Genomic DNA, 13,874 nt, shown 5'->3' with positions numbered 1-13,874 from the left:
TATTGAAGCTATTTTATATTAATTTTTGCTCACATTAACAACTTTAGTACCTGCAATTAAATCATGAATACAACGTTTATCTGAGCGAAATATGAATAATGAATCAACGAATGCAATTGATTGTCCAATAACAGGAATGTTTGCAAGAATTGTCAATGGCAAGTAACGAAGCGAAAAATATTTACCTAACGATAAAATTTCACCCGTTTCTACTGACACTACTTTAGTTCCAAATAAATTTTTACCAATAGATTGGCCATATTTTGCAATTAAATACCCATTTAAAATAAAATAAATAAGAATACCAAGCAATGCGTATAACACAGTATCAACCATAGATATATCGGTAGATGCTGCGTTTTCCCAAAAGCCGAAGAAATACATAATAGGAAATAGTATGATAACCAATAATAAGGTATCTAACAATGATGCACCTAGCCTAACCCAACGGCTTGCTAAGGCTTGTTGTTTTGAAACTTTGACATCAGATTCAGGTGGAGAATATAAGTTATTATTATCATTCATTAGATATTCCTTTTGCTATATAATCAATTATTTTAAATAGAAAGACAGTAAATCAGGGCTAAGCAGTTGTAATGCTTTTCTTGCTTCTATTTCATTTTCACCAGCTATTTTAATACGAATTAAATCAATTACCGCTAGAGTAATAGGATCTTTAAGCAGAGCGAGCTCTTTCTGAAAATGAATAAGACTAGGTTGTCTCATTAAAATATAAGCAGGAAATAAACGCTCACTCCAATCGCTATTATCTTCCCAAAAATCTTGCCATAAATAATTGATTTTACTACAACCAGCTTCTATCTTAGAAGCAGTATTTTCATTATCAATTTCCATCATAAAACACCAAGTCAGAAGAGACTTTTCTTGTTCATGTATAGCCTCATAACTAACAGCAAGGCGCTCTAACAGAGTAATATCTTGCAATAATTCTTTTTCTTTAAGTAAGCACTCTACCGTAGCGGCATAGTCAGGGATCTCCATTAATACGCACGATTGATGTAATTCTGGTTGCTTTTTATTAAATGGCTGCTCTGCTAAGTTTTTTGCTATGCGCCGCCAGGCAAACGCTAAATAATCTCTCGCCACACTACTTAGCATTTCTTTTGCTAATTTCACTACTTCATTTTTCAAACCATCATATTCGGCTTTAAGCGCACTTTGTTCAATAGTTGGGTTTGATAAAATATGTAATCCATAATTAACTAAATCTTGATAATTACCTAATGATTGATTTTCTGAGTTTAAGTCAGTCAGTTTTTTTAGTTGAACCTGTGCTTTTTTAAATTGCCTCTCAGCCAAATAATTAATTACCGCCTGCTCTGCGATATGTTCACTATTATCCATAAAAAGATCGAGTTGAGGTTGGTTCTGAGGCCGTATCCAACGCTGTAGCATGTTTTTATTTTTTAATGAATGATGGCTAGCAATTAGTGGCTCAGAAAAAAGCGGATCCCAACTATGAAAACTCTGAGGTTCAGCAATTAGACCTAGATTTTTACAATGCTTTTCACTATCTTCAATAATTTGAGAAAAAGATTTAGCATCTAATAAAACACTATCGTCTAATGTTTTATTTTTACCATAACGCCAGATTTCATAATCTGAATATTTTAAAAAATTATCTGATATCAACCAGTCAATCAAACAAAAATTTCCTTGTTGACTGACATAACGATCAATACTTTCAATATCTATCATTTGCTAATTTCCTGTTGCCATATATTCATTAAATCTTCTAACTTTAAAGCAAACTGCTCTCCACTCAGTTGCGCCTGTCTATTAATGTGTTGGCTTAATTGAGCTTTACGCTGCTGTAACAGTGCTATCTTTTCTTCAATAGTATTTTCTGCAATTAATTTATAAACAAAAACCGGATTACCTTGACCGATTCGGTGGGCTCTATCTGTCGCTTGCTGCTCCGCCGCGCTATTCCACCAAGGATCAAAATGAATAACCGTATCAGCTTGAGTTAAATTTAAGCCAACCCCACCCGCTTTTAAACTGATCAGAAATACTGAACTTTGTCCTTGCTGAAATTTATCAACTATTTGCTGTCGGTTACGACTTTGCCCTGTTAGTTGTAAGTAGGAAATTTTTATATCATCTAAATCAGATGCCAATAAGTCTAACATTTTTGTAAATTGCGAAAATATTAATATTTTTCTATTCTCTGATACTAGTTCTTTGACCATACTAATACAATGAATTCGTTTTGCTGACTTTATATCTGGTCTTTTTAATAAAGCAGGATCACAACAAACTTGCCTTAATTTTAATAAGGCGGTTAGTAATAAAATTTGTCGCTGCCCAGCATTATCATTATCTTGAATATTTTTTTCTAACTCACAATATTCAATTTGTTTTTGTTTTTCATAAAAAGATAACTGCTCTTCATTCAACGAAATTGATTGATATATTTCTGTTTTTGGAGGTAAGTCACTGGCCACTTGTTCTTTAGTTCTACGTAGCATAAAAGGTGATATTCTTAATTGTAACTGCCCCATTCTTTCTTCATTTGCATCGGCTTCAATAGGCTTCTGAAAATAATGTTTAAACTCAGAAAGACTCCCAAGACAATCTGGCATCAAAAAATCTAGTAACGACCATAATTCTCCTAAATGATTTTCAACAGGTGTTCCTGATAGGCAAAGCCTAAAATCACTTTTAATTTGTCTAATCGCTTGACTAATTAAAGTCTTAGTATTTTTAATTTGTTGTGCTTCATCTAATATCATCCAGCTTAACGACTGCGCCTTCCAATATTCAAGATCATTTAATATTAGCTGATAACTAGTTAAAATAACATGATAACTATTCAATTTTTTCCAGGCATGCTTTCTTTTTTCTCCATGCATAACTTTATAATTAAGATGTGGTGTAAAACGAGAAATTTCAGCAGCCCAATTATGGATTAAACTTGTAGGAGCCACAATAAGGGCTGGTTTTATTAAGTTGTTTTCTGTTTTCTCCAAGCTCAAATGCGCCAATGTTTGTAAGGTTTTCCCCAAGCCCATATCATCAGCAAGTAAACCATTCACACCGCATTTTTTTAAATGTTGTAACCAACAAACACCTAACCATTGATAAGGCCTTAATTCCGCATTAACCCCACTTAATACTTTTTCGATAACTTGTGGTGTTTCATAAAGACTAGTAGCCAAATCTAATAATTCTACGGCACCTTTCCAGTTAGTCGACTCAGGGAGCTGTTGTTTAATATTAAATAACCTACTAACTTGCCCTGGTGACAATTCAAACTTGCCATTATTAATAAAGATATCAGCTAGCTCACTCATTAACCCATTAAAACCATCTGCTGGTAGCAATAACAGTCGGCCATCCGATAATGTTAACGTTGCATCTTCTACAGCATGCTCTCGATTAAAGACTTGTAGCTGCCTTAACAAACTATTGAGTGAAATTTTCTTATTTTCTATTTCAGCATAAAGTTCAAGAGAAACTTTATTATTTTCTTTCTTGCAGATTTCGACTTCCCACTGCTCACTAACTACATAGTGAAATAAAAAGTTACTTTCAATTCTAAAGTCGAACCCTTTATTTTTTAACGCTGAAACACTATCAGTAAAAAAATCATACCAAATCAGTTTTTCTTTAGCATACCATTGACATTTATCTTTTAACGATAAAAACTCATCAACTATCGAAGTAAGCATTTGATAACATTTATTTTCTTCAACTTTATTCCTTTTCAAAAAACAGACTTGTCTTCCATTCCAATATTGATGCTTCTCTTCACACTCTTCAGGCGAAACAACAAAGCAATATTGCTCTCCAACATATCGAAAGAACAACTCTAGCTTTCCGCCTGTACCATGCTTTGAGTCATGATGATTGGCCAGCAATAAAACAGGGTTTATCTGTGATGCTTCTGAGTATTCAGCAAGCATTTTAGGCAGTGGTAATTTAAGCTGGCGCCATTGCTGTTCATTTTGTAAAAGAAAATTTTCAATCTCTTCAATTGGTATATCTGATTTTATTTGCTTTATTTTTTCATAAGCATCCTTGGTTAAGTCTTTTTTAGTCAATGAAATTGAATTGCTGCTTTCATGTAAAAATATTATTTTTTCGTTATTATATTTAAGTAATAAAACTCTTCCTATATCTAACTCTGCCTGCCATTTTAGTTGATAACGACCATTAATAGAAACTTGCCATGTAGGCTGAACAGACACCCTACTTTTCATAGAGATTTTTTTCCACGCCTGACCTTTGCATTTCCAATAACATCGATTAGTGTCTATCATTTTTTTCAAACAATCGTCACCTATTTTTCCTACTAACTCATTATTTTTACCTTGTTGCCAATTATCATTAGCAACAAATAGCTGTAATAGTTCACAATCTTTTTGGCTGATGAATGTAGGGGGGTGTAATAGATGAGATATTTGCAACTTGTAAGGTTTAATTATTTCAATTAGTTGCTCTAGTTTTAACTCTGCCAAAAACAAGCGTATACAAATAAAATCAGATATACCAATAGTTTCTATAAGGTAACATAGCTTTAATCCTTCATGAACTTCTGGTTGTTGCTGTCTTAATTGTGCTAAAAAACTCATTATCAACTATATCTTAAGTATACCGATTGATGTTATCTAAATGGATAAACGACTTGTTTGAAAAGTCTGCTATTCTAACCGAACTAACTCCCAAGGGATATCAAAGCTTAACCAAACACTCACAATATTACGATGCGAATTTATTCTTATCCCTCTGTCAAAAAGGGATAACGGCAATTCAGAAAGAAGTAATGTATAATTTAAAATTATGGACTTTTACTAACAAACTGGTTATTTTACATACAAGAATAAAGAACAACCAGTCTACTAAGGAGATAAGTTAATACTATGAATGATAATATCTATCAAGCTCCATCATCAGAGATCTCTATCAATTCAACGGGCGATAACCAATTTTATGTTGTATCAGCCAAAAAGTTTTTAATCCTTTACATTTCAACCTTAGGGGCTTATTCAATTTATTGGTTTTATAAACATTGGAGTCAATTTAAAAATAAAAATAATGAAAATATGTGGCCAGTTATGCGTGGAATTTTTGCAATATTTTTTACCCACTCATTATTTGAACTTTTTAATCAAACATGTAAAGAACAAAAAACTAAAGTCTCCTGGAATCCTGGTAGTCTAGCTACAGCTTACGTTATTATTACCATTATAGATAACATCTGTAATCAACTTTCATTTAGAGAAGTAGGCTCGCCAATAACTGAAATATTACCCTTATTAACGTTACCAATTACAACATGGTTACTATATAAAGCTCAGCAGGTTGCGAATATTGCTTGTGAAGATCCGACAGGTAGTTCTAATGAAAACTATACTATCGCTAATTTTTTATGGATAACAATTGGCATTATTATTTGGCTATTAACAGGTTTAGGTTTATTCGCAATTATCTATGGTATTGAATAACTCTAACTACTGGCTTTTTATATGATAGGCTCGTAACCAACGAATTAACCCACTTCACACCAGATTAATCAATAAGAGCTGAGGAAATCCCCAGCTCTTAACCAGTTTATTTCTTTTCAGGATACAAAGACTCCCACCATTCAGGTTGATTTTTTAATTGTTTATCAAAATAAGATAAAATGGTGTTCCACCAACGTAATCGATGATCTCGACTATTGATATGATGATCGTCTCCTTGAAATTCTATTAATTCAACCTCTTTATTAAGCAATTTAAGCGCCGTATACATTTGATGACTTTCACCAACCGGAACATTAGTATCTGCATCACCATGCAATAGTAATAATGGTGTTTTCACTTTATCTGCATGAAAAACAGGGCTTTGTTGGGTATAAAATTCACTATTATTCCACGGGAAATTACCATTAGTCGCTACACCAGAGTAACCATATCCCCACCAACCATGCCCCCAATAAGAAGTGAGGTTACTAATACCAGCGTGTGAAATAGAAGCACTAAATATATCTGTTTTAGTGGCTAAATACATCGTCATAAAACCACCATATGATGCTCCCATATTACCTAATTTATCTGCATCAACAAACGGATGAGCTTTTACAAAAGCTTGAGTACTTTCAATAATATCATCTGCAGTTTCAAGCCCCCAGGCATTGACATGTTTGGCTGAATATTTTTGTCCATAACCAATAGTCCCTGATGGCTGTAGAACATAAACAACATAACCTTGAGCCGCCCATAAACTAAACGGCCAGCGCCCGGTAAATGCTCTGCTCACAGGTGCTGTACCACCATAATAATAAATAATTGCGGGATACTTTTTATTCGGCTCAAAATTGGCAGGTAAGTAATAACGACCATCAATCTGATGGCCTTTTTGGGTTGTATAATCCCAATCATTAAACTCACCAAAACGGATATTTGAGTAGCTCGCTTTAGCGGTATCAATCAATAGTTTTTGTTTGGAACGCCCCACTTGAGTTAAATAAGTCTTTTGCGGACTAACCGCATTAGTTCCAGTGTAAATTAGTTGCGCTTTACTTTCCTTAGAAACCGAAAATGTTTCTACCACCTCAACAGCAGTTTTAATTCGTTTAAATTTATTTTTGTAAAAATGGTATAACTGACGCTTATCACCATCGGTTACAGATAAAATAAGACTATCATTTTTTAAGACCCGAAATTCTCCTATTGCAGGCTTGAATGATTTAGACAAAGCTTTTATATCACCATTACTTTTCATTAAATAAAGCTGACTATCATAATTATTTGGACTTTGCTCTTTTTCTAAAATCGAACCGATATTATTTTTTAAACCAGGACCAGCAGTAAAAACAACACCATCTTTAGTATATTTTGCAGTATTAAAAGTACGGAACTTACCCAATAATTTTTCTTTGTTCTTTTTTAAATTTAATTCAAAAACATGGGTAATACCATGAGCAGGTTCTTTATAATCAATAGGACTTCTAGATAAAAGAATTTTCTGTTTGTCACTGTCAAAATCTAATAAAGTACTTCCCAATGTATTTTGAGTAACTTGTTTAATAAACCCACTTTTAATATCTAATAAATAGATCTGTGTTTGACCTCTCCAATAACTCCAACGATCTTCTAACCCTCTGTATCGTTTGGTAAATTGATGAGGCTTCTCTTCAGGTTTATGCCAAGACAAAATAAGTGTTCTATCATTAAACCATTGAATACCCCGAACGCCTTTTAAATCACTTGCTACTTTTGTAATATTTAAGTTACTTCGATTGAGCAAATAAATATTATTACTATGAGAGTACGCAAGATATTTATTATTATTACTCCAACTGGTCAAATAAGGTTGTATTCCTTGCCAACGATAAACCACTTTCATACTATTAGGTTCAACAAGTTCAACTAATGTTTGTGCAGTATTTTTAGTTACATCTGAGTAGTGTTGTTTGCTTATTAACATCACTTTTCCATCAGGAGATATTTGCAAATTATTAACCGTTTCACTATCAAACATTTTCTCTGGACTTAATCTAGCTTTATTTGAATCATCGTTAAATTGAACATAATTTTTTTCAATTTTTTGCTCACCTTTATTTGACCAATCAAGAACAACTTTACTCCAGTCAGCTATTTTCTCTGCAACAATCAATAGACGGTGATCACCATTAAGCAAGGTAATATCAAAACTATTTGTGCCGCTTATTTTTTTTCCATTAACAAATACTGAAATTTTTTCAATACCCTCAATTTTTAATTTCCCCTCAACAAAACGTTCGGTACTCATTCCTAGCCTAAGAATATAAGTACCAGCTTCATTAACTTGTAGTTTTTTACTTGATTTCCAAAGTTGCTTTTGTCCGAAAAGGTTAAAATTTTCTTTATGATCTAATGAATGAGAAATAGCGTTAATCAGATTTTGTGTAATAGCCTGATTAAAATCACTTTGCGAAATGCCAATAAAAGAATGAGCATCCGTTAATGACATTATCTGTAAATTATCTTTTGATATCGGTTTAGCAAAGCCAGTCAATGAACTGATCAATAAAGAAGATGCCAATAGCATTCTCAAACTTTTTTTCATTCTATCTTCCAAAACAGGTTTAATTTGAATAAAAATATATTGCGGTTATTTCAGATTAACACAGCCTATATATTTTCTAATTGCTCAGAACGTTTACCTATTTGCAGCAAACTAGGTAAAAAGATTAATGTAAATACGGTGCTCACACTCATGCCACCAACAATCACAGCAGCAATACCACGATATAATTCTGCCCCGGCCCCTGGTATTAATAACAAAGGTAACATGCCACAAATACTGGTTAAAGTACTCATTAGAATAGGTCTTAGCCTTAGCCTAACCGCTTGCTCTACAGCATCATGACGAGACAACCCTTCGGCTTCTCCTATTCTTGTTTGATAAACCAATAAAATAGCATTGTTAACAACCAAACCAAGTAAAATAACAAATCCTATCATGGTTAATAAATCAAGAGGCTGAAAAATAAAATAGTTAGTTAATTGTAAAACACCAATACCACCAATTGTTGCCAATGGAATAGTTAATACGACAAGTAAACTATCTTTAAAAGATCGAAACAAAGCTGACATTAATAAATAAAGAATAGCAAGTGCTAATATAAAACTTTGGCTCATATTGGTTAACGCTTCTGTTAGAGCTTCTGCACTTCCACGGTAAGCCACACTTCCATTATCAGTAAGTTGCGATAATATCGCTGGTTCAGCTTTCTCTTTAATCAGGCTAATCACTTCTTCCAGACTTAAATCATCGGGCGGTGTAACTTGTAAGGTTATAGTACGTTTTCGATCAACACGCTGAATAGAGCTAGGTCCAGCAGTTCGAATAATTTCAACCAGTTCACCAACTGGCTGTATTCCAGCCTCCGGTGTAAACAAAGGAATTGACGCTAATTCTTCAGGTGATTCCCAGTCAATGGAGCGAAGAAAAACATTCAGTCTTTTTTGTCCATTAAAATAGTCACCTACATATAAACCAGTACCTAACGCTCTAGATATTGATGCAACCTCTTGACGCGTCCAACCAGCTTCTGCCATACGCCGTTCTTTAGGAACTAACCTTAACTCTGGCTCAGCAAGTGTTAAACCAGGTGATGGCTGTATTTGAGCTCCAGGCAATATTTGGCTAACGACACCATACCCAACTCTTGCAGCCTGTAATAACTCATCAACTTGATTCCCTTGAATATCAATATCTATCCGACGTCCTCCTCCCAAATTTTCAAATAATTCAGCTTGAGAAGCAAAGGCCATAGTATCAGGAAAACCCGCTAATAATACCGTATTAACTACTTGAACTATTTTTTGAATGTCATCAGACTCTTCTGCTCGCCCTCCCATAAAACCAAAGTTACCAAAAAAGCCCATCCAGGTATGATCGATTTTTGGTTCTTTTTCACCCTTTAAGTAAGGCATTAACCGGCGATTAATTTCATCGCTCATTTCAAATCGAGCTGCCGGATAACTTTGCCCTGGAGGGGGCAAAATAAATGCTCTAAATGAATTTTGATTCCCTTTTGGTAAATAATCAACCTTAGGGAATAGTAACCAACTACCAAAAATAGAAATAAACATTAATCCAAAAATCCAGGTATAACGTTTTGCAGGAGAGCTGGTAATTTTCATTATTTTATTCGTAATATTATTCCACCAATGTTCATGTGGATCTTCATCTGATACTTTATCTAATATTTTTCTCGCTGCTGTAGGCAAAACCGTAATAGCAATTAATAGAGATGCAACAATTGCCACAGCAATAGTAATGGCTAAATCAGCAAATAGTTGCCCAGAAACCTCTTCTAAAAATGCAATAGGTAAAAAGATTGCAACGGTCGTTGCTGTGGAAGCAAGCAATGCCCCCCAAACTTGAGACGCTCCTTTAAGAGAAGCATCATGAGGTTGCTCACCTTTTTCTCTGAGCCGTACAATATTTTCCAGTACAACAATCGCAGCATCTAATACCATACCAACGGCAAAAGCCAAGCCGGCCATTGAAATAATATTGAGCGTCCTACCCGATGCGTACAGTACAACTAATGTTAAAACGATGGATATAGGAATTGCCGCAGCAACAATTAAAGTAGCTCGAAACTTACGTAAGAACCACCAAAGTACACTAATTGCTAGTAAAATTCCCACAAACAAATTATTTTTGACTAGACTCATTGATCGCCCGATGTAGATAGTTTCATCATACATCTGAATCATTTTCAAACCGGCTCTTTTTAAAGGCCCCTCATTCAGCTCTTTCATTGCTAATTGAAGTCCTTCCATCACTTGAATAACATTAACCCCTTGCTCGGCCTGAGCGTTCATTGCAATAGCAGGCTCACCATCTAGCGTTAAAATCCCAACGCGATCTTGTAAAGTTAATTCAACATCAGCAACATCTCGAAGTAAAACAGGACGTCCATCTCGCCAATCTAAAACCATCTCTTGTAACTGTTCGACGCCATATTTGCCAGAAAAGCGTAGGGTATATTTACGTCGACCAATCTCATTAAAGCCGCCAGAAACATCACTATTACCAGCAAGAGTAGAAGCAAGTTGAGGTATATTGAGCCCCAATGAAGCAGCTTTATAGGGGTTGAAAGTAATCCTTAACTCACTTTGTAAACCACCAAAGGCATTAGTTTGCGAAATCCCCCCCACTCTTTCCATGCGGGTCTGAATCACTTCTTCAACATAATCTTGATAACTAGCAATATCCCGCTCATTACCTTCGAGTGGTTTTACTGCAAACCAAGCAATAGCTGTAAAAGTGCTATTTCCGCCAACGGCAATTACCGGCTCGGTAGCATCAGGTGGATAATTAGGAACCTGATTTAAAGCATTCATTACATCAATCAATGCTCGCTCAAGATTGATACCAGTCTTGTAACGCAATGTGATATTGCCATTACCTTGACTAGAACTAGATTGTAACTCTGTCAGCCCCTGTAACCCTTTTAATACATCCTCTTGCCTTTCAACAATTTCTGCTTCCATTTCTTCTGGTGCTGCACCACGCCAGCTGGTAGAAATAGTTATCATTGGTTGACTGATATCTGGAGTTAATTGTACTGGTAGCTTGGACAAGCTAATTGCACCGAATAGAGCGACTAATAATATCGCGACAACGACCGCAGTCGGATTTTTTAATGCAGCAGATGTTAAAGTCATTGTTTACCCGAAATCAGCGATTGGTTACTTTGTTTTATTTGAACAGCCTGGCCATTTCTTAAACGCTCTGCGCCACGAATCACAATTTTATCTCCAGGCTTAATATCTCCAATAATTTCAACGAACTCACCGACACCGACACCAACAGAAACTGGCACCTGCTCAGCTTTACTCTCACCATTAATACGAAAAACACTAGTGCCTTCTCTTCGTAAAACTAATGCATCTCTAGGCACCGCAAGCGCTTCTTTTTTGTCACCATTTGCCACAGCGACTTTAATATTTAAACCAACAGGCCAGTCAAATGTAGACATATCCAACCTGATCTCCATTAAATGTGAACGACTTTCTGCAACGGGAATAAGAGTTTTTATTTTGGCTATGCCTTTCCCTAGTTCAGAGCTTACGGCTAAAGAGTCTGTTTGTTTCAAAAATCGATAGGTTGTTAAAGGAGCAAAAACAGATGCCTCAAGATTATCCATCTCTACAAGACGAATAATCGGAGTGCCATTGCTGACATATTCCCCCTGATTACTCAAACGCTGTGCCACTAACCCATCAAAAGGCGCTTTTAATTGAGTAAACTCTAATTGTTGTACTGTTTTCGCAAGTCTTGCTTCAGCACCAGTTAAATCCCCCAAAGCCACATCTCGTTGTGAAACAGTCTCATCTAAATCGGTAATAGCAGATAAATTACGCTTTGCTAATGAGGTTTTACGTTTAACCTCAGATTCTAAAAACTCAAGCCTCGACTTAGCATTCTGCACGCTTGCAATATCTTCTCTTTTTTGTATCAATAATGTCTGGTCATCAATTTGAGCAATCACTTCACCTTTACTTACGTCAGCCCCTAATTCAGCCAACATTTTCAAACGTCCTGAAACTTCCGAAGCAATCTGAGAGTTATTCCGACTAACAACAGTACCTGACACCCAAGCTACAGGAGCCAAAAGTTTAGTTTCAGCGTTAACAACATTAACAGGCGGGGTAGGAAACCCCTGACCATTAACCAATAAATGAAAACAAGCAACTAAACCAGTAAATATCACTTTGATTAGCTTTATTTTTATCATTGTTCACCCAAATTGATTAATAAGAAGGTTTGATTAATTGAACCGAATATTAGCTACAGTTTAGTTACTAACTAAGATAAATGTATACTAACAGTAATTCTGGCATATTTAGAAGGTTTTGAGAAAAACCTTAAAGTAGATATTTGTTACAAATGTTGTTTTTTAACAAACATATTTAAACTTTTATATAATATCCAGCCTGGCTGTGACCTCTACTTCAAGCTTCATCTTTTCATCCAACAACCCAGCAACAAACATCGTTGCAGCAGGTTTGGCTGTATTTAGGTATTTTTTAAAAACAGGCCAACAGGGCTCAAAGTCATTTTTATCAGGAAATATATAATGCACCCTCACAACATTTGCTAGACTTGTACCTGCATCTTGTAAGGCTTTTTCAATATTTTTAAAACACTGCTCAGCTTGCTCGATTACATTTTCTGATATTGACATTGAGTCATAGTCAAAACCAGTTGTTCCAGAAACAAAAACATAATTACCATCTAAAACAGCTCTTGAGTATCCAATTTTTGACTCGAACTCTGAGCCACTAGAAATCAACCGATGCTTCATGCGACTAGTGCCTTTCTATTAGTTTAACCAACACAATAAAATTGACCAGAATAGTATCACTATCAAATTATTTTAGATACTTTAAAAGCTCAGCAAATATAGAAGAATAAGACGTAGAAAGATTAAAGATAAAGGTGATATGCTAGCGCCTAAAAATCAGACGCCAGCATTAAAGAGTGATTTACTCAGTCACAAGTTGTAAGCTTTTCATTTCATCGTGTGTTTTATTAAATTTAATTAATGCGATACCAATAAAATTTTTTACTACTGGATTTTTTGCATTAGCTAAAGCCTCACGAAATTTTTCTAAGGTTCTATCTTCTAGCTCTTCTAATTGGGAAATATAGGTATACTCATTATCAGGCACAAGCATCGCTTTTATGTCTGTATATTTTTGATGAAATGCTCCAGATATAGTACCATTTTTATCAGTAGGCTCCCCACCAAGCGATAATATTATTTCGTTGATATCTATCAAAAAACCCTCTCTCACTCTAGCCATATCTGAGAAAATAGCAGACAGAGTTGGGCTTTCAACTTTATCAACGGAGTCACAATAAAATCGCTTCCCATCGATACATATTAGCGATAAATCTTTTAATAACTGAATATCGTCTTTATTACTCATCATAATCTCCTTTGGTTACTAAAAAAATAAAAAGCAGCTTATATTTTACTCAGTTAAGATAAAGCAGTTTATATGCCAACATTAAAGGTATAACTTTTAACGATATATCTACAGCCAATCCTATAGCTAAATCACTATCAATTGGCATAGAGAAAAGTCAGGGGTTTTTGTCACTATTAAGGCGTCTGGCGCAATTCATAGCCGCTCTATGGACAAGTCAGACAACGAAAAGAGCGGCAAAAATAACGGCTTTTATTGTGACAATTGATAGTGATTTAGCTATAAGTATCTACCCCTTATAGTTCAGGCTTTCCCCTCTATAAAACAGACCGATTAATTTAAATCAATCGGTGTATATTGACTATAAATTAATAAATATAAAAAAGATGAGATGTGAATTTTTTACTGATATATTGTATTTTTTTC

Annotated in this window: 9 protein-coding genes; 1 reads left to right on the top strand and 8 read right to left on the bottom strand. The window is 34.8% G+C overall.

The genetic code is table 11. The features are described from left to right. Positions 1–18: 18 nt before the first annotated feature. The 3 genes from ACT5E3_RS02060 to ACT5E3_RS02050 are packed head-to-tail and all read right to left on the bottom strand — an operon-like array spanning position 19 to position 4,598. On the bottom strand, positions 19–525 hold the full coding sequence (locus ACT5E3_RS02060; RefSeq protein ID WP_444996661.1) for an RDD family protein: 507 nt from the start codon (positions 523–525) through the stop codon (positions 19–21). Positions 526–552: 27 nt separating this feature from the next. Beyond that, a complete protein-coding gene (locus ACT5E3_RS02055; protein WP_444996660.1) occupies positions 553–1,719 on the bottom strand; it encodes a hypothetical protein in 1,167 nt (388 codons plus the stop codon). Continuing rightward, positions 1,716–4,598 carry a DEAD/DEAH box helicase gene (locus tag ACT5E3_RS02050; protein ID WP_444996659.1) on the bottom strand — a complete coding sequence of 961 codons (2,883 nt, stop codon included), beginning with the start codon at positions 4,596–4,598 and terminating at the stop codon, positions 1,716–1,718. The genes ACT5E3_RS02055 and ACT5E3_RS02050 overlap by 4 nt, the downstream gene beginning before the upstream one ends. 288 nt (positions 4,599–4,886) lie before the next feature. Between ACT5E3_RS02050 and ACT5E3_RS02045 the strand changes: the two genes are divergently transcribed. Next, positions 4,887–5,471 (top strand): hypothetical protein, encoded by a 585-nt coding sequence (locus tag ACT5E3_RS02045; protein ID WP_444996658.1) that lies wholly within the window; start codon positions 4,887–4,889, stop codon positions 5,469–5,471. Positions 5,472–5,577: 106 nt separating this feature from the next. On the opposite strand, the gene ACT5E3_RS02040 is transcribed toward ACT5E3_RS02045, so the two are convergent. The 5 genes from ACT5E3_RS02040 to ACT5E3_RS02020 form a co-directional block, all read right to left on the bottom strand. Next, complete coding sequence (locus tag ACT5E3_RS02040) at positions 5,578–8,058, bottom strand: prolyl oligopeptidase family serine peptidase (RefSeq protein ID WP_444996657.1); 2,481 nt, start codon at positions 8,056–8,058, stop codon at positions 5,578–5,580. Positions 8,059–8,123: 65 nt separating this feature from the next. Further along, positions 8,124–11,177: an efflux RND transporter permease subunit gene (locus tag ACT5E3_RS02035; RefSeq protein ID WP_444996656.1), complete on the bottom strand. Its 3,054-nt coding sequence runs from the start codon at positions 11,175–11,177 to the stop codon at positions 8,124–8,126. Beyond that, positions 11,174–12,250, bottom strand: coding sequence for an efflux RND transporter periplasmic adaptor subunit (locus tag ACT5E3_RS02030; RefSeq protein ID WP_444996655.1), 1,077 nt, complete (start codon positions 12,248–12,250; stop codon positions 11,174–11,176). The genes ACT5E3_RS02035 and ACT5E3_RS02030 overlap by 4 nt, the downstream gene beginning before the upstream one ends. A 183-nt stretch (positions 12,251–12,433) precedes the next feature. Further along, positions 12,434–12,820 (bottom strand): RidA family protein, encoded by a 387-nt coding sequence (locus tag ACT5E3_RS02025; RefSeq protein ID WP_444996654.1) that lies wholly within the window; start codon positions 12,818–12,820, stop codon positions 12,434–12,436. Between the two features lie 181 nt (positions 12,821–13,001). Continuing rightward, entirely contained in the window at positions 13,002–13,451 is a 450-nt protein-coding gene (locus ACT5E3_RS02020; RefSeq protein WP_444996653.1) for a ferritin-like domain-containing protein, read from the bottom strand. Between the last annotated feature and the right edge of the window lie 423 nt (positions 13,452–13,874).

Source organism: Aliikangiella litoralis, from assembly GCF_052495765.1.
The sequence above is the reverse complement of the archived record's forward strand: the minus strand, read 5'-3'. Positions and strand labels throughout refer to the sequence as shown.